This is a genomic window from Actinoplanes sp. NPDC026670 (genome assembly GCF_040638175.1).
GTDB lineage: Bacteria > Actinomycetota > Actinomycetes > Mycobacteriales > Micromonosporaceae > Actinoplanes.
The window spans coordinates 1-17935 of the sequence record NZ_JBEZXU010000101.1; the positions used below are offsets into that span (position 1 = coordinate 1).

Sequence of the window (17935 nt, forward strand, 5' to 3'; positions counted from 1 at the left end):
CCACTTTCAACGCCACCCACCGGACCAACCGGGATGCTCATGCAACCCCAGGACACCGGACTGATCAAGTACCGGAGTTCCTTACATGACCCGGCGCCGGCAGCCACTTCCGCTTGGAGACATCACATGTTGATGCGGCTTCTTCGCATCCACCTGCCCCCGTACCGGAACATCATCGGCGTCATCCTGGCGCTCCAGCTCGTCCAGACAGGGGCGACGCTCTATCTTCCGACCCTCAACGCCGACATCGTCGACCACGGCATCGTCCGAGGCGACACCGGCGCCGTCCTGCGCCTCGGCGCTCTGATGCTCGCCGTGTCCGCCCTGCAGATCGGCTGCGCCCTGGTCGTCGTCTACCTCGGCGCGCGGGTCGCCATGTTCGCCGGCCGCGACATCCGGGCCGCGGTCTTCGACCGGGTGCAGACGTTCTCGGCCCGCGAGATGGGCGAGTTCGGCGCGCCGTCCCTGATCACCCGCACCACCAACGACGTCCAGCAGGTCCAGACCCTGGTGCTGATGGCGCTGACCCTGATCGTGGTGGCCCCGATCACCTGCCTCGGCGGGATCGTGCTGGCCGCCCGCCAGGACGTGCCGAGCTCGCTGATCCTGGTGGTCGCGCTGCCGCTGCTGGGCGCGGGCGTCGCGTTCATCCTCGGCCGGCTGAACCCGCAGTTCCAGCTGATGCAGACCCGCAACGACCGGATCAACCGGCTGCTGCGCGAGCACATCACCGGCGTCCGGGTAGTCCGCGCGTTCGTCCGCGACAAGCGCGAGCACGAGCGGTTCGCCCAGGTCAACGACGAGATCTCGGACGTCTTCCTGCGGGTGGGCCGGCTGATGGCGCTGATGTATCCGACCGTGCTGATCGTGATGAACATGTCCTCGGTTGCCGTGCTGTGGATCGGCGCGCACCGGATCGCCGACGGAACCATGAACGTCGGCTCGCTGACCGCGTTCCTGACCTATCTGGTGCAGATCCTGATGGCGGTGATGACCGCCACGTTCATGCTGATGTCGGTCCCCCGCGCGGTGGTCTGCGCGGGCCGGATCCTGGAGGTCCTGGACACCCGCTCCAGTGTGGAGTTCCGCGCCGACGCGATCCGTCCCCCGATCGCCCGCGGGCATCTGCGGCTGGCCGGCGCCGAGTTCCGCTATCCGGCCGCCGAACAGCCGGTCCTCAGCGACATCGATTTCGAGGCGCGGCCCGGCGAGGTCACCGCGGTCATCGGCAGCACCGGCAGCGGCAAGACCACGCTGCTGAACCTGATCCCGCGCCTGGTCGACACCACCGCCGGCAGCGTCCGCATCGACGGCGACGACGTCCGGCAGATGGCGCACGGAGTGCTGTCCCGAGCGGTCGGCCTGGTGCCGCAGAAGCCCTACCTGTTCTCCGGCACGATCGCCTCCAACCTGCGGTACGGCCGGCCGGACGCCACCGACGACGAGCTGTGGCACGCGCTCGGCGTCGCCCAGGCGCGCGGGTTCGTCGAGAACCTGCCCGCGGGCCTGGACGCGGAGGTCGCCCAGGGCGGCGCCAACTTCTCCGGCGGGCAGCGGCAGCGTCTCGCCATCGCCCGCACGCTGGTCCAGCAGCCCCGCCTCTATCTGTTCGACGACTCGTTCTCGGCGCTCGACTACGCCACCGACGCCGCCCTGCGCGGCGCCCTGGCCCAGGAGACCGCCGGCGCCACTGTCGTCATCGTCGCCCAGCGGGTGAACACGATCCGCGACGCCGACCGCATCTTCGTCCTCGAGGAGGGCCGGGTCGTCGGCGCCGGCAGTCACGACGAGCTCATGGGCACCAGTCCCGTCTACCGGGAGATCGTCCACTCCCAGGTCACCGAAAGTGAGGCCGCCTGATGTCCGTATCGGACACGAAGGTGCGGACCGTGCGGCCACCCGGCCCCGGCCCCCAGAACCACGGAGGGCGCGGCCGCAAAGCGAAGCCCGCCGACGACTTCGCCGGCACCGTCCGCCGGCTGCTCGGCCTGCTCCGCCCGGACCGCGCGCTCATCGCCGCCTCGCTGGCCGTCTGCCTGGTCAGCGTGGTGCTGTCGGTGGTCGGGCCGAAGATCCTCGGGCACGCCACCGACCTGATCTTCGCCGGGATCGTCTCCGCGAGCCTGCCGGCCGGCACCAGCGCCGAAGGCGTCCAGCAGCTGCGCGACCAGGGGCATCAGGCCCAGGCCGACGCGATCGCGCGCGTGCAGGCCGTACCCGGGGAAGGAATCGATTTTGATCGTCTGACCCTGGTCCTGTTGCTGGCGGTGGCGGTCTATCTGGTCGCGGCGCTGCTGATCTTCGCCCAGGGCCGGTTCTCCGCGGTGGTGGTGCAGCGCTCGACGCACCGGCTGCGGGAACGCGCCGAGGCGAAGCTGTCCCGGCTGCCGCTCGGCTACTTCGACCGTCAACAGCACGGTGACCTGCTCAGCCGCGTGACCAACGACGTCGACAACGTCAGCCAGTCGCTGCAGCAGACCCTCAGCCAGATCGTCAACTCGGTGCTGACCGTGATCGCCGTGCTGACCGCGATGATCATCGTGTCACCGCTGCTGGCGATGATCGCGGTGGTCACCGTGCCGGTCTCGGTCTATCTGGCCGCGATGGTCGGCAAGCGGGCGCAGGCGCAGTTCGGCAGGCAGTGGGCGATCACCGGGCGCCTCAACGGCCACATCGAACAGATGTACACCGGTCACAACCTGGTGCGGATCTTCGGGCGCGAGCAGGAGTCCGCGGCCACCTTCCGGGCCCACAACGACGAACTGACCTCGGCGGGGTTCCGGGCGCAGTTCGTGTCCGGGGCGATCCAGCCGGTCATGCTGTTCATCGGCAACCTCAACTACGTAGTGGTCGCGGTGGTCGGCGGGCTGCGCGTGCTCTCCGGCAGCCTGTCGATCGGCGACGTGCAGGCGTTCGTGCAGTACTCGCGGCAGTTCAGCGCCCCGCTCGCCCAGATGTCCAGCATGGCCAACGTGATCCAGTCCGGGGTGGCCTCCGCCGAGCGGGTCTTCGCGCTCCTCGACGAGCCCGAGGAGACCCCGGACCGAGGATCACAAGCGGACACCCCAGCGCGGGTACGGGGAGAGGTCGCGTTCGAGCACGTGTCCTTCGGCTACTCCCCCGGCAACCCGGTCGTCCAGGACCTGTCACTGTCGGTCACACCCGGCCAGACCGTCGCGATCGTCGGCCCGACCGGCGCCGGCAAGACCACCCTGGTCAACCTGCTGATGCGCTTCTACGACGTCGACTCGGGGCGGATCACCCTGGACGGCGCGGACATCGCCGGCCTGCCCCGCGGACACCTGCGCGCCCAGTTCGGCATGGTCCTGCAGGACACCTGGCTGTTCGACGGCACGATCACCGAGAACATCTCGTACGGCGCCGACGCCCCGACCACCGAACAGGTGATCCGCGCGGCCCGGGCCACCCACGTCGACCGTTTCGTGCGCACACTGCCGCAGGGTTACGACACGGTGCTCGGTGAGGACAGCGGCAACCTGAGCGCCGGGGAGCGGCAGCTGGTCACGATCGCCCGAGCGTTCCTGGCCGACCCGCCGATCCTGATCCTGGACGAGGCGACCAGCTCGGTCGACACCCGGACCGAGGTGCTGATCCAGGAGGCGATGCACTCGCTGCGCCGGGGCCGGACCAGTTTCGTGATCGCGCACCGGCTGTCCACCATCCGCGAGGCCGACACCATCCTGGTGATGGACGCCGGGCGGATCGTCGAGCAGGGCTCACACCAGGACCTGCTCGACGCCGGCGGGCACTACGCACGCCTCTACGCCGCTCAGTTCGTGGAGTCAATGTCCACTTTGGAGTGATGGGCCAGGACAGTCGGCGGGCCCCGGCGGCACCGATCTGAACCGGTGCCGCCGGGGCCCTCACCATCCTTGTCATTCCGACCGTCCGGCGGCAGCCAGCCGGTCAGAAAGGTCATCGATTGACGCGGATGCAGGCCTTGGCAGCGGTGAGGCGGGCGTTGGCGGTGAGGGTGCCGCAGACCTGCGAGTTGCCGGTCACGGTCCGGTTCACGGTGAGCGTAGTCGTGGAGCGGTTGCCGCCGGTGCACGCCGTGGCGCGGGTGATCGCGGCGCCCCGGTCGGTGGTGGCGCCGAGGGTCACCTTGCCGGTGCAGACCTTGGCCGGCGTGGTCAGGGTGATCTGAAGTTTGTTCACTCGCAGGCCGTCGCGCTGCACGGCGGCGCAGAGTTTGGCGTCGTTGCGGCCGGTCTTCTTCACCTTGACCGCGACACAGGAGGTCATCGGGGCGGCTGCCGCGCCGGCGGACGCGGCCGTCTGATCTTCGGCCTGCGTGCTACGGCCCGCGGGATCCTGGGTCGCGGTGGCGGTGCTTGCACTGGTCGTGGTGGCCGGGGTCGTGCCGGCGTTGGCCGCCATGGTGCCGATTCCGCCCATCGCGCCCAGGACCGCGATGACGATGACGCCGTTGCGGACGGTGTTCTTCTTCATCGGATTGCTCTCCTCGGTACTGACTCGGCGAGTTCGGTTCAACGCCGCTGGGGTCATCACCTTCGGATTGCATGCTGTGGTTTCCGTTGCCCGTTCCTATCCGGCAGCTGAGCCGCAGCTGCCAGGCTGTTGAGCACACAGGTGCGGAGCGCAGTGATGATCATGGTTGGCCGGGCGGGATCTCCCAGGCGAAGCCCGGTTCCGGCAAGATGCCGCCGAAGCCGGGCACGACACAGGTCCGGCACAGAAATGCCTGGTCTTCATATCCGTGACACAGCTGCAACGGGTGGCGGCATCACCGTCCAAGCCGGACATCCTCGGGCCGGGCCGTCCGGCACCTCGGATGAGGAAACCGCAAGATCTCTGCGACGCTGGGACCCGTGACAGCAACCGTGACCGCCCGGCTCGCCGGGATCGTGATCATCGCAGCTGCCGTGTTCGGTGTCCTGGCGCTCGCCTGGCGGCGACGGGACCGCGCCGACAGGGCGGCCGCGGCCACCATGGAGTCGATCGTCATCGACCCGTGGCACGCGGCAGTGACCCAGGGAACCACGAAGAGCCTGACCCAGGCCGCCGCGGCCGAGCTGATCAGCAGCGGGCAGATCAGACTCGACGATGACGGACTGGTCCACTCGGTGGATGCGCCGGACGTAGCGCCGACGCATCCGCTGGTGACCGCGCTGCTGGACGCGGTGCGCCGTCGGCAGCGACCGGCACGGCTGGCGGACGTGCATGACGACGAGCAGTTGCAGCAGCAGTACGCGGCATTCGTCGCCGAACAGGACGCGCGGGTGCCACGGATGGCGGCGCGCTCGTCGGACACGGTGGCGACCGCGGCGGAGGTGGCGGCGGCGGTGCTGGCGTTCCCGCTCGCCGTACAGATCATGGTGGTGGTGCTGGGCCGCACCGATCCGGTGCCGCTGATCGGCGCCTGCCTGGTGGGGGTGGCGGCCAGTTGGGCGGCTGCCGTGGTTTTGATGGGCGACTGGCCGCTACGCCGTGACCATTTCTCGGCGCATTGCCGGACACGGCCGGCGCCGGCGGCCTGGGCGGCTTCGAGCGAGGAGGAGAAACACCGGATCGGCGCCAGCCTCGCCTTCCTATTTCCCGAAGACACGGGCACAACCCCGCATCGGAAGAACGGTCCGGTGGGCCCGTTCGACTCCGACATCGGGTGATCGCGTGCGCGCCGCACAGAGGACCCGGCATATGCGGCACCGCCGGCGCCTCTGGGGTGTGGACGCCGGCGGTGTCACCGATCAGTAGTCGAGGACGCTGAGCTTCCATTGGCTGCCGGACCTGGCGCAGCCGTAGGAGATGTACCAGTGCTGCTGGACCAGGTACTTGCCGACATCGGCGCACTCGGATTGGGTCGGGTAGTAGCCGTAGGTGACCCAGGTGCTGGCGGGCGCGGCGCTGGCCGGCGCGGCGAAGCCGAGCAGGCCGATTCCGGCGATGACGGCGCCGCCGAGGGTGACGCCGATCTTGGACAGTGTCATGAGGCTCCCCGTTTTCCTCCGCATGGACGGCCCGTCCGGCCGTCCATCTAAGATCATCAATCTAACAACGGGGCCGGTTTCACTATATGGGAAGTGGTCCACGTCACATTGGTGGGCGTGATTTCCTACACGGCCGTGCCGTGCAGATAGTGGAAGATCCCCGACAAGCTATAAGTATCGATTAATTCACATGTTTAACTCCCTGCGCCGACTCTTAGGGGGGAGTAAGCATCCATGTCGCGTCATCGACGTGCGCGGACCCGCTGGCTGGCGGGCTTCTGCGCGGCTCTTCTGACAATCACTCTGGCACCACCGGCCGACGTACCGGCCTGGGCTGACCCGGGCGAGGTCCCGACCGTCAGCGAGGGTGCCGCACCACAGCAGCGAGGCCTGCCGCCGAACGCCGCCTCGGACGTCGCCGTGTCCGAGAAGGACCGGCCACCGGTGGTTCCGCCCTCGGTCACCGCAGGCGGCGAGGCGGCCCGGGTCGGCGCGGCGGCTGTCGCGCGTGCGGCAGCGGCAGCGCCGAGCGAGGCCTTCGTGAACGTGCTTCTACGACCCGGTTTCGTGGTCGGAGACACCTCGCTGGTGACCTATTTCGATCTCAAGGACCAGGGGTTCGACCAGTGGCGCGTCGACCTCTACGACACCGTGTCGCAGACCCGGCAGGAGTCCGCGGTTCTCGGCCGTGACCAGCTCGGCAACGACGGCTGCGGCAGCCTGCGCGAGTTCTGCAAGTCGCTCGGCGCCGAGCAGGGCTGGGCGCTCGACGCGTCGAAGAGCTACTTCGTGACGATCACCGCGCTCTACCCGGACGGCGAGGTGCCGTCGGCGAACTCGGAGAACGCGCAGCCGAGAGTCACGGCCGACCCGCCGGCGATTCCGGACCGGCAGGCGGCCGGCTGTGGGTGCAGCGCCGCGCTCGGCATGACCGGCGCCAGCCAGGCGATCCGGGCGCAGGGCGTCAACACCGGCACCGGCGCGTTCACCCGCGCCGAGCAGGACCTGAGCATGTCGTCGTTCGGTGTTCCGTTCGCGTCGGCGCGGGCCTACTCGTCGCTGAACACCGGCGCGTCGGCGTTCGGCCCCGGCTGGGCGTGGCTCTACGACCTGAAGATCACGCCGGTCGAGGGCGGTGTGCTGGTGCGGGCCGAGGACGGCTCGGACACCGTGTTCCCCGCCGACGGCGACGGCTACAAACGGCCCGCGGGCGTACGGTCCACGCTGCGCAAGGCGGGCGACGGCTGGGAGCTGGTCACCCGCAACAACATCGTGTACGGCTTCGACGCCGCGGGCCGGCTGGTCTCCATCCTGAACCCGCGTCAGGTGGGGCTCCGGTTCGCTCACACGGCCACCGCGATCACGGTGACCGACGCCTCCGGGCGCAAGGCGGTGGCAAAGCTGGTCAACGGCCTGATCGAGTCGATCACCCTGCCCGACGGCCGTAAGACGCAGTTCTTCTACACCGACGGGCTGCTCACCAAGGTGCGCGACGCGTCCGGCGAGTACTGGCAGTACCGGTACAGCGCCGCCCGGCTGCTGACCCAGGTCGTCCAGCCGGACAAGGTCGTCGCTCTGACCAACGAGTACACCGAGGCCGGGCGGGTGTCGCGTCAGCTCGATGCGCTCGGTGCGGCCACCACGTTCGTCTGGAACGCCGGGAAGCAGGAGGCGACCACCACCGACGCGGACGGTGTCGTGGTGTGGGACGGCTACAAGGGCAACGTGCTGCTCTACTCGCAGCGCGGCAACGGCGACACCAGCACCCACCGGTACGACGGGTCGCTGAACCGCAACCTGGTGGTCAACGGCAACCAGAACCAGCACGAGTCGCAGTACGACCCGGCCGGGAACCTGGTCGAGCAGTTCGCGCCGGGCAAACGGTTCAGCGAGAAGACCACCTACGACACACGGAACAATCCGACCAGCCACGTCGACGCGGACGGCCGGACGTGGAAGGACGAGTACAACGAGTTCGACGAGTTGGTGAAGAGCACCGACCCGGAGAACCATGCGATCACGTACGCGTACGACAGCCGGGGTTTGCTTCTGACCGTCACCGATCAGAGGGGCAAGGTCACCCGGGCGGAGAACATCCCGGACGGCCAGGCGAACGCGGGGCTGGTGCGGGCGCAGATCTCGCCGGAGGGCCGGCGCACCGAGTTCGGCTACGACAAGGTCGGGCGGCAGATCACCGCGACCGATCCGCGCGGGACGGTCGCCGGGGCGAGGCCGGCCGACTTCACGATCCGGACCACCTACGACGACCTGGACCGGGCCGTCGCGGTGCAGTCGCCGGGCAAGAAGAACCCGGACACCAAGCAGTTCGACGTGGTCGGCCGGGTGAAGCGGACCACGTCTGCGGGTGGTGTGACGGTCTCGTACGCCTATCTCGACAACGGGTTGCTCAAGGCGACCTATGAGGCGCGGCGGACGCTGCTCTACACCTATACGGCCGCCGGCCGGCGGCTGACCTCCGCGGTGGACATGCGGCATGAGCCGGATCTGGTCACCAGCTGGACCTACAACCCCAAGGGCCTGGCGCAGACGGTGACGTCGGCGCGCGGCAATCTGCCGGGGGCGAACAAGGCCGACTTCACCACGACGTACGTGTACGACAACAACGACAACATCGTGCAGACCCGGCGGCCGTACCCGAACGGTCAGGTCGTCACCCGTGACTACCAGGTCGACGATCTGGACCGCAGCGTCGCGACGGTGGACGAGTTCGGCAAGTCGTCGTCGTTCGACCGGGCGAACAGTGGCCGGGTCCGCAGCACGACCGACAGCCTCGGCCGGACGACCACGCTCGACTACGACGCGAGCGGCCGGCAGAGCGGCATCACCGATGCCGGCGGCAAGCAGACCAGGACCGAGTACGACGCGGCCGGCCACAAGATCAAGCAGATCTCGCCGACCAACGGTGTCACCACGTACGAGTACACCGACGACGGCCTGCTGTCGGCGGTCACCGAGCCGCGGGGCAACGTCGCGGGCGCCGACAAGGAGCGGTTCACCTCGCACTTCGAGTACGACCTGACCGGCAACCAGGTTCGTAGCATCGACGCGCTGGATCACGTGACCACCGCGAAGTACGACGCGAACAACCGGGTGGTGGCCTCGACCGACGCCAACGGTCACACCAGCCACTACACGTACAACGACGACGATCAGGCGCGGACGGTCACCGGGCCGGACGCCGACTACGACTCCGACGACCCGGAGGAGGAGTCGACCCGCTACGACTACGGCGACGACGGTCAGCTCACCGCCGTCACCGACCCTCGGGGGAACCGCACCAGCGTCTACTACGACGAGGCCGGGCGGCTGGTGCGTACCAGCGACCCGATCGGGCGCAGCACCTATGCGCGGTACGACGCCGACGGCAACCGGGTCCAGACGCTCACCCTCGGCGACGACGAGGAGCTCGACGACCTGAGCGCCAAGGACGTCGCCGCTCGCACGATCGTGGACTCGTACGACATCGTCAACCGGCTCCAGACGCGCACGCTGGGCAGCGGTGGCCCGGTCTACCAGTGGCGCTACGACGGCAAGGACCGGGTGACCTCGTACGGCGACCCGCTCGGCGTACGCGAGGTGGTCTACGACGACGAGGACCAGATCAAGACGGTCACCCGCAAGGAGGCGGGCCGGGCCGACGAGGTGTTCACCTACGACTACGACGCCCGCGGCAACGTCACCGACCGAAAGCTGCCGGACGGCACCACGATGTCGTACGGCTACGACGACGCCAGCCGCATCACGTCGCTGACCACTGCCGGTGCGACGTGGAGCTTCGGCTACGACATCGCCGGACGGCGCACCAGCACCGTCCTGCCGGGCCCGACCGGGTTGTCCGAACAGCGGGTCTACGACGAGGCAGGCCGGCTGACCGCGATCGGCACCGACCGCACCGGAACCCCGGTGCCGGGCGTGCAGGACCCGGTCTCGCAGTTCCAGCTCACCCTGGACCCGGTCGGCAACCCGAGCCGGGTGGTCAGCACCCGCGGTGGGGTGGACGAATCGGTGGCGTACAGCTACGACGAGGCGAACCGGCTCACCTCGGCCTGCTACGCCGTCGTCTCCTGCACCGACAAGGACGCCAAGCCCGCCGGGCGCATCGACTACCGGTACGACCTGTCCGGCAACCGGACCAAGCAGGTTCGTACCGGCACCGTCGGCAACGACGTGACCGAGTACGAGTACGACGACGCCGACCAGCTCGTCGAGGAGGAGATCGAGGGCAAGAACTGGGAACGGGAGGTCGAGTACCGGTACGACGAGCGCGGCAACCAGATCAAGGCCGGCAGCGACAAACTCCAGTACAACCTGGACAACACTCTCGCCAAGGCCACCCTGGACTCGGGTCAGACCACCACGTTCGCCTACGACGCCACCGGGCTGCGGCTCTCGTCGGTCTCAGCGTTGCAGGGCCAGAGCTCCACCCAGCGCTGGTCGTGGGACGTCGCCGGGACGCTGCCGCAGATCGCGGTCGACACGGTGGAGAACGCCGCCGGCGTGGTCGTGGAGAAGCGCGGCTTCGCCTACGGCCCCGACGACGAGCCGCTCGCCCTGCTGGACCCGGCCAGTGGTGTGCACTCCTACACCCACGACTGGCTGGGTGGCATCGCGAACCTGCTGAACCCGGACGGCACGATCGCGAACGGCTACGACTACGACCCGTTCGGCAACCCGCGCGAGGGGCCGACCCTGGCCGGCCAGCAGCTGCCGGCGCAGAGCATCGCGAACCCGATGCAGTTCACCGGGCAGTACCAGGACTCCACCTCCGGTGACGGCAACTACTACCTGCGGGCACGCAACTACGACCCGGGCACCGGCCGGTTCAGCAGCCGGGATCAGATGCCGACCGGTTCGGGCGCCACGTCGGCGTACACCTATGCGTCGAACAACCCGATCGCCTTCACCGACCCGACGGGCATGGTCCCCGATGCCGGCCCGACCACCGCCGCGGCGGCGCCCGTGGTGGAGACGGGACCGTCGCCGGAGGAGATCGCCCGCGCCAACCAGATCCAGTCCAAGAGCACCCTGGACGTGATCCTGGAGGCCGGCGGCCAGATCCTGATGGAGTTCCTCGGGATCAACGACATCCTCAACTGCCTCAAGGGCGACCTGGTCGCCTGCGTCTCGATGGTCGTCGGGGCACTGCCGTGGGGCAAGATCTTCAAAGCCAAGAAGATCGGGGAGGCGATCTTCCGGGCCGGTAAGGCAGTGGTCACCTTCTTCCAGGAGGTGAAGTGGGCCCGCGCCATCATCCAGGGTGCGGAGAAGGCCGCCGAGGCAGCCAAGGCTGCGGCAGCGGCAGCCGCCAAGGCCGCCGCGGAGAAGGCCGCCAAGGCCAAGGCCGCAGCCGAGGCGGCAGCCAAGAAGGCCGCCGCGGAAGCCGCGGAGAAGGCGAAGGCGCTCGCCGCCAAGGCCAAGGCCAAGACGAAGAAGTCCGGCGACGAGGGCACCGGCGGCGGTGGCAGCGGTTCCGGGCCGGGCTGCCGGGTCCCGCCGCAGCCGCAGACGCACAGCTTCGTCGCGGGCACCCGGGTGCTGCTGGCCGACGGGACCACCGTCGCGATCGAGAAGGTCGAGCCGGGCGACACCGTGCGGGCGACCGACCCGAAGACCGGCGAGTCCGGCGCCCGGCAGGTCACGCACACCATCCGTACCGATGACGACAAGCATTTCGTCGACCTCACCGTCACCGGCAAGGACGGCTCGAAGCACACCATCACCACGACCGAGACCCACCCGTTCTGGTCGGCGACCGACGGGGACTGGGTCGACGCGGGTGATCTGGGCAAGGGCGAACTGCTGCGCACCTCGGCCGGCGCCTACGTCCAGTTGTCGGCGGTCCGGTCGTACACCGGCGCCGAACGCACCTACGACCTCACCGTCGACGATCTGCACACCTACTTCGTGGTCGCCGGGGACAGCCCGGTTCTGGTCCACAACGTCGGTGGTTCGGCGTGCCGGACCGCGGTCGGCGACATGGACCACGTCACCTCGGGTGTTCTCGACATCCAGGTCGACGAGGTGCCGTTCGCCAGCGGCGGCCGGGGTTCCGGCGGGTTCGTCGACGACATGGGCCCCCGGGTCCCGGGCATGACGGGCTCGAACTATCACCACGTGGAGATGCAGGCGGCCGCCTACATGCGGCTCAACAAGATCAAGCAGGGTGTTCTCTACATCAACCACCCTGACGGGATCTGCGATTTCTGTAGCGGAGTGGCCTACACGAGGCCCGGATCGACGGTTCTCAGCCCGATCAACGACGCGCTTCCCGAGGGCGCCGAGATGTGGGTCTACAACCAGGGTGGAGAGTTCCTCGGGAAATTCATCGGAAACGCGCTCTAACGTGCGTGCGTGAGTGCCGGCCGGGCGTCGTCCGGCCGGCACTCACGCATTTCGATGGTGGCGTATGCTGGCCGGCGTGGGAGAGCTTGACGATGTGCGCGAGTTCCTTCGCTGGTGGTATGGGCCTGTGCTCAACCCCTCCCCCGGCGCCACCACGGCCGACGTCGCCGTGCCGTCCGAGCTGGCCGATTGGCATCTGGCGGCGGCGAGTGCCGGTGTTGCCGTCACGTTCCAGGATCATCCGATCGCCCTGGCGAAACTCGCGCCCGAGCCCGGTGGAATGCTGCCGTTCTGGGCCGAGAATCAGCACGGTCATCATTGGGCCGCCGATTCCGGGAAACAGGTCTTCGCCCGGGAGTCCGGGTCGGAGGACTGGCTGCCCACCGGCGAGGATCTGCGCGGATTCCTGCTGCACTGCACGATCCGGGAAGCGATCATCGGGGCGCCGGAGAAATTCACCGTGTTCGTGCCCGAGTCGCTTCTGAGTGACGCTTTGGAATCGTTCGAGCCGCTGGATTTCCCGGCACTCGCCAGTGAGGAGCCGGAGACGAGGCTCTGGGCCGCCGCCGGGGCGCTCGCCCGCGTCACCCTTCCCCCGGTCGGCTACGGGCATCCGTCCGAGCAGTTGTGGATGATCACGGTGGCGGTCCCGCGTGGCGCCGACATCGCGGGGTTCGAGGCGCGATTCGGTGTGCCGAGCTCCGGTGGCGGCGCCGCCCCGGCGGCCGGGCACCCGCCCGAGGAACCTCCGTTCTAGAAAGCTGATCGGGTCCAGGAAGCTGATCGGGATCGGGGCCCGGCCTGATCACCAGGAGGCCTTGCGGATTCCGGGCAGTTCACCGCGCAGTGCCATCTCCCGGAACCGCACGCGGGACAGGCCGAACCGGCTGAACACGCCGCGTGGCCGGCCGTCGATCATGTCCCGGCTGCGGCGACGCGACGGGCTGGCGTCGCGGGGCAGCCTGGCCAGGGCGCGCAGCGCGTCGGCCCGCGTTTCCGGGTCGAGCACCTGCTTCTTCAGTGCGGCGCGCCGGTCGAAATGCCGGGTGGACAGTTCGGTGCGGCGCTTCTCGCGCTCGGTGAGGCTACGGCGGGCCATCAGCGGTCCTCCCGGAAGTCGACGTGTTTGCGGGCGACCGGGTCGTATTTGCGCAGGACCAGGCGGTCGGGGTGGTTGCGGCGGTTCTTGCGGGTGACGTAGGTGTAGCCGGTGCCGGCGGTGCTGCGGAGTTTGATCACGGGGCGGATGTCGGTGCTCTTGGCCATCAGATCCGCGCCCCCTTGGCGCGCAGCCGGGCGACCACGGAGTCGATGCCGTCCCGGTCGATGATCTTGATGCCGGTGGTGCTGACGTTGAGCCGGATCGTGGCGCCATCGGCCAGGCGGTAGCGGCGGCGCTGGACGTTGGGGCTCCAGCGGCGGCGGGTGCGGCGGTGGGAGTGCGACACGGCGTTGCCGAAGCTGGGCTTGGCGCCGGTCACGTCACAGACGTTGGACATGGGCACGACATTACAATGAAAACCGTTTCCAACAAGAGGTGGGGTGGTAATACGTACCCGGTGTGGTCGGTGTCGTGGAGTAACGACGGCCGGTGCCTGCTCTCCGGCAGCCACGACCGCAGCATCCGCCTCTGGGAGATCGAATGGGACCTGGCGTAGTCCACCCGCTTCCGGCCGCCGTTCAGCCGCCGGCGGTCACGATCACGTCGTCGAATTCGGCGGTCGCCAGGTTCGTCTGCAGGCCGATCTGGCCGCTGCCGCCCAGCGTGCCGGCGCCCGAGCCGATGCGCTGCCCGTCGACGTAGCCGGTGATCGTGTTGCCGGCCACGTCGATCCGCAGGTCGTACCAGGTGCCGGTGGTCACGCTCAGGGCGACGCCGGCGAGCGTGGTTATCCGTTCGGTTCCGGCGTACGCCTGGAGAACCGCCCGGCCGTCAGCGGTCAGCGCCAGCCGGTAGTAGTTCGCCACGCCGCCGGCCCGGGCGGTGATGCCGGCCAGGCCGGACGATCCGAAGGACAGTGGCTTCACCCGTGCCCGGACCGAATAGTCGGTCCAGCCGATGTCGCCGTTGAAGGCGCGGGACAGGCCCGGGGTGGGGTTGCCCTGCCGGAGCACCTGGTTGCCACCGTCGGCGACGACGCGCCAGGCGCCGCCGGACTTCGACCAGCCGTCCATCGAGGCGGACGAGAAGTCGTCGCTGAACAGGGTCAGCGGTGGCGGGGTCGTCGCCGGGGCGGACGGTGTCGTCGTGGCGGGCTGTCCGGCCGGGCCTGGCCCCGACGCCACGGGACTGGCCGCGCCGCCTGCTGGAGCCACGGCCGTACCCCGGGGAGGTCCGACGCCGGGCCCGCCGCCCGGACTGTCGGGGACGGCCGCGTCGACAACCTCCCGCGGCCCGGTCGGGGCGGGCGCCCCGGCGACACCGCCGGCAGACGGCTCGACGAGCGGGCCGAGCACCGGGTTACCGGGCAGGTTGATGACGACCACGACCCCGCAGGCCAGGACCAGCGCGGCCAGAGCGTACAGCCGGAAGCGCCGGTCGGCCGCAGCCGGGCTTCGACCCGAAGCCTGAGCCACCGGCACCGGCAATCTCGTCGTCACCTCGGCCGAGGTCGCCCCGGGCGTCAGCACCACGGTCACGTCGGCAGGCACTTCCACCGGCGTGAGCAGCTGGTTCACGTCGGCCGGTGCCGCCACCGGCCTGAGCGCCGGGATCAGGTCGGCCGGTGCCGCTACCGGCACGAGCACCGCGGTCACGTCGGCCGCGGCCGGCGCGGCAGGTAGGGCCAGCGGCTGCCGCGGCTGCGGCAGGGCCGCGACGGGTGCGTGCGGCCCGGCCCCACCGGGCAGTCGCACCGGCCCGGCCGCCGCCAGCACCGGCATGACCGGCGGCAGACTGCCGCTGTACCGGGCACAGGCCGGGCAGCCTTGCACATGCCGGCTCTGCTGGAGGAACTCCTCCGGGCCGGGACTCGCGGCCGCGGCCGGCCGCGCCGGGCAGGCGGGGGTGGCGGTGAGGGCCGCGAGCACGGTACGGGCGGCGTCGAGCCGGGTCAGCATCCGGCGGCCGTGGTATTCCGCGTCGACGACACCGAGCACCCGGGCGGCCTCGGCTTCATTGAGCACGCCGGCCGCACACAGCCACCGCAGCGCGAACGTGTCCCGGTCCTCGGGGGTGAGCCGGCGGGCGGCCTCGGCGATGCGGAGGGCCTCGCCGGTCAGTCCAAGCCCGTCGACCCGAGCGCCCAGGTGATCGGGCTCGCGCAGCTGGCGGACCCGCCACCGGGTCTGCATCGCGATCCAGGCCCGGACTTCGGCCGGATCGTGCACCTGGTGGACGTCGCGCCGGATCCGCTGCATCACGTCACGGGCCACGGCGCCCGGGTCCGGGTGGCCGGCCAGCCCGTACCCGACGAGGTGGTCCACCATCGACCCGCACCGCTCGACCAGTTCCGCGAGTGCCTGCCGGTTGCCGGACCTGGCGGTCGCCACCAGTCGCGCCTCTGGCCCGTCGATCATGTGGTTGTTTCTCCCGTTACTTCCGTCGCTCCGGACGCGTCGGGCGTGAAACGTATCACGCCCAGGGAGGCAGATTCCGGGCATCCTGCTTCGTCTCAAATCGACGTGCCCGGCGGTCGTCGCGGATCACGGGTGCCGTGAATCGGGGAGTGACGGTCTAGAGTGGACGCGTGCTGGGAGTCGTCGCGACCGCGCTTGGCGGTCCTGAAGTGTTGCAGGTGACCGAGCTGCCCGAGCCCAAGGCGGGGCCCGGGCAGGTGGTGATCCGGATCCGCGCGGTCTGTGTGCACCCGGCCGACATCGCCTCCACGACCGGGGAGATTCCGCGCGGACCGGTTCCGACGCCGTTCTCGCCCGGATGGGACATCGCCGGCGAGGTGGCCTCGGTCGGCTCCGACACGACGGAGTTCGGGGTCGGCGACCGCGTCGCCGGGATGATCCCGTGGTACCTGACGCGGGGTAATCCCGGTGGCTATGCCGAGTTCGTGGCCGCCGACACGGACTGGCTGGTCCGGCTGCCGGAGGAGCTCGACTTCGTGTCCGCGGCCACGGTGCCGCTCAACGCCCAGACCGCACACCAGGGGCTGGCCCTGGTGTCGCTGGCCATGCTGCCGGGTGGCAGCAGCATTCTGGTCACCGGCGCCAGCGGTGGTGTCGGTGGCTTCGCGGCCCAGCTCGCCGTTCAGGGCGGCTATCGTGTCGTCGCCCAGGCAGCCGACGGCGACGAGCAGTGGGTGCGCGATCTCGGCGTTCACGAGGTCATCTCCCGTTCCGCCGAGCTGTCCACGGCCGGGCCGGTGGGCGCGGTGTTCGACGCGGTCCCCGTCGGTGAGGCGGCGGCTGCCATCGTCGAGGACCGGGGCATCGTGGTCGCGACCCGGCCCACGCCGCCCCTGGTCCCGGACCGCGGTGTGCGCCAGGAGCTGCAACTCATCCGGCACGACCGCGACCTGCTGGCCGGCCTGATGGAGCAGGTGGCAGCCGGGCAGTTGCGCACGCGCGTGGCGGTCACGATGCCGTTGACCGAGGCAGCCGACGCACACCGGCGGGTGCTGGCCGGTGGGCTGCACGGAAAGGTCGTGCTGACGGTGGGCTGACGCGAGAGCTCAGCTCAGGCGATCGGCTTCCGGTCCAGGTAGGGGTCGGCCTCCGCCCGTACCGTAAGGCTGTTTGTGGGAATGGTGTCGACCATCGTGCCGGGGCCGTGATGGCCCCGGTAACGGACCAGGGCCGCCCACTCGCAAGCGCCTTCGACCACTCCCGCACGCCGGGCGCCACCCCGGTGCACCCACACCGAGTCGCCCGGCCGGTACACGACCGCGGATCCGGCGGCGGCCGGACCGGGTGCGGCCTCAGCGGCGGCGGCCGGCTCGTACGTCTCGGTGTGGTCGCCGTCCTCGGTGGCCACCACCCAGGTGATGCCGGTCTTGCCGGTGGTCTTCGCGTGCCGTTTGGCACTGAACATGGCCTGGTCCGCGCGGCGCAGCAGGTCGGGCAGGTCGCGGGAGCGCCCGGTCGGCACAACGCCGATCGACGCGGTGACGGAGAGGGTGTGGCCCCGCACCTTCATCGGGGGCGCGATCGCGGCGCTCAGCGAGCCGGCCACCTCGTGCCACCACGTCTGCGGGACGTCCGCGCGCGGGGCGCGCGGCAGAGCGGCGAACTCGTCACCGCCGAACCGGGCCACCAGGTGGTCGCCGAGGCTGGTGGTCAAGCGCCGGGCGACCACACAGAGGACCTCGTCGCCGGCATCGTGGCCGTAGGTGTCGTTGATCGGCTTGAAGCCGTTGAGGTCGAGGATCAGGACGGCCGACGGGCGGTCGTCGCTCAGCAGCTCCGGCGCGCGCGTGTGAAAGTGGCGGCGGTTGGCGAGCCCGGTGAGCTCGTCATGGCCGGCCATCCATCGCAGTGAGGCTCGCTCCTGCTCCAGCTGCTGGACGTGCGCCGCGAGTTGATCGATACGAGCCTGGAGGCGGGCGGTTTCGGCCTCGGTCCGCAGTTGAGTGTCGTCTGACGGTGCACCGCCTGTGTCGGCGGCGGCAGGATCGAGGATCCGCATCAGCCGTCCTCTCAAACTCCGG

Annotated in this window: 14 protein-coding genes; 7 read left to right on the plus strand and 7 right to left on the minus strand. The window is 69.9% G+C overall.

From position 1 onward, the window contains the following. Positions 1-126 precede the first annotated feature (126 nt). The gene (locus tag AB0E94_RS49165) at positions 127-1860 is read left to right on the plus strand and encodes an ABC transporter ATP-binding protein (protein ID WP_360342555.1); all 1734 of its coding nucleotides are present in this window, start codon (positions 127-129) and stop codon (positions 1858-1860) included. Beyond that, positions 1860-3824: an ABC transporter ATP-binding protein gene (locus tag AB0E94_RS49170; RefSeq protein WP_360342558.1), complete on the plus strand. Its 1965-nt coding sequence runs from the start codon at positions 1860-1862 to the stop codon at positions 3822-3824. Before AB0E94_RS49165 ends, AB0E94_RS49170 begins: the two co-directional genes overlap by 1 nt. A gap of 112 nt (positions 3825-3936) precedes the next feature. Here AB0E94_RS49170 and AB0E94_RS49175 read toward each other — a convergent pair whose 3' ends face one another. Then, positions 3937-4473, minus strand: a complete 537-nt coding sequence (locus tag AB0E94_RS49175) for a hypothetical protein (protein WP_360342561.1) — start codon at positions 4471-4473, stop codon at positions 3937-3939. Positions 4474-4853: 380 nt separating this feature from the next. Between AB0E94_RS49175 and AB0E94_RS49180 the strand changes: the two genes are divergently transcribed. Then, positions 4854-5651 carry a hypothetical protein gene (locus tag AB0E94_RS49180; protein WP_360342564.1) on the plus strand — a complete coding sequence of 266 codons (798 nt, stop codon included), beginning with the start codon at positions 4854-4856 and terminating at the stop codon, positions 5649-5651. Positions 5652-5732: 81 nt separating this feature from the next. On the opposite strand, the gene AB0E94_RS49185 is transcribed toward AB0E94_RS49180, so the two are convergent. Continuing rightward, on the minus strand, positions 5733-5972 hold the full coding sequence (locus AB0E94_RS49185; RefSeq protein ID WP_360342567.1) for a hypothetical protein: 240 nt from the start codon (positions 5970-5972) through the stop codon (positions 5733-5735). 234 nt (positions 5973-6206) lie between these two features. Between AB0E94_RS49185 and AB0E94_RS49190 the strand changes: the two genes are divergently transcribed. After that, positions 6207-12335, plus strand: a complete 6129-nt coding sequence (locus AB0E94_RS49190) for a polymorphic toxin-type HINT domain-containing protein (protein ID WP_360342570.1) — start codon at positions 6207-6209, stop codon at positions 12333-12335. Between the two features lie 76 nt (positions 12336-12411). After that, on the plus strand, positions 12412-13092 hold the full coding sequence (locus tag AB0E94_RS49195) for a hypothetical protein (protein ID WP_360342573.1): 681 nt from the start codon (positions 12412-12414) through the stop codon (positions 13090-13092). A gap of 48 nt (positions 13093-13140) precedes the next feature. Here the strand turns inward: AB0E94_RS49195 and rpsN are convergent, their stop codons facing one another. Genes rpsN through rpmB form a run of 3 tightly spaced genes read right to left on the minus strand, consistent with a single transcriptional unit; the run spans position 13141 to position 13834 of the window. Continuing rightward, positions 13141-13434 carry a 30S ribosomal protein S14 gene (gene rpsN, locus AB0E94_RS49200; RefSeq protein WP_360342576.1) on the minus strand — a complete coding sequence of 98 codons (294 nt, stop codon included), beginning with the start codon at positions 13432-13434 and terminating at the stop codon, positions 13141-13143. Further along, positions 13434-13601, minus strand: coding sequence for a 50S ribosomal protein L33 (gene rpmG / locus AB0E94_RS49205; RefSeq protein WP_360342579.1), 168 nt, complete (start codon positions 13599-13601; stop codon positions 13434-13436). Before rpmG ends, rpsN begins: the two co-directional genes overlap by 1 nt. After that, positions 13601-13834, minus strand: coding sequence for a 50S ribosomal protein L28 (rpmB, locus tag AB0E94_RS49210; RefSeq protein ID WP_360342582.1), 234 nt, complete (start codon positions 13832-13834; stop codon positions 13601-13603). The genes rpmG and rpmB overlap by 1 nt, the downstream gene beginning before the upstream one ends. Positions 13835-13849: 15 nt before the next feature. Here rpmB and AB0E94_RS49215 point away from each other — a divergent pair, with 15 nt between their 5' ends. Then, a complete protein-coding gene (locus AB0E94_RS49215) occupies positions 13850-13993 on the plus strand; it encodes a WD40 repeat domain-containing protein (protein WP_360342585.1) in 144 nt (47 codons plus the stop codon). Positions 13994-14015: 22 nt separating this feature from the next. On the opposite strand, the gene AB0E94_RS49220 is transcribed toward AB0E94_RS49215, so the two are convergent. After that, positions 14016-15854 carry a LamG-like jellyroll fold domain-containing protein gene (locus tag AB0E94_RS49220; RefSeq protein ID WP_360342588.1) on the minus strand — a complete coding sequence of 613 codons (1839 nt, stop codon included), beginning with the start codon at positions 15852-15854 and terminating at the stop codon, positions 14016-14018. Between the two features lie 170 nt (positions 15855-16024). On the opposite strand from AB0E94_RS49220, the gene AB0E94_RS49225 reads away from it, so the two are divergent. Next, on the plus strand, positions 16025-16951 hold the full coding sequence (locus AB0E94_RS49225; RefSeq protein WP_360342591.1) for an NADP-dependent oxidoreductase: 927 nt from the start codon (positions 16025-16027) through the stop codon (positions 16949-16951). Positions 16952-16965: 14 nt separating this feature from the next. On the opposite strand, the gene AB0E94_RS49230 is transcribed toward AB0E94_RS49225, so the two are convergent. After that, the gene (locus tag AB0E94_RS49230; RefSeq protein ID WP_360342594.1) at positions 16966-17913 is read right to left on the minus strand and encodes a GGDEF domain-containing protein; all 948 of its coding nucleotides are present in this window, start codon (positions 17911-17913) and stop codon (positions 16966-16968) included. Positions 17914-17935: the final 22 nt, after the last annotated feature.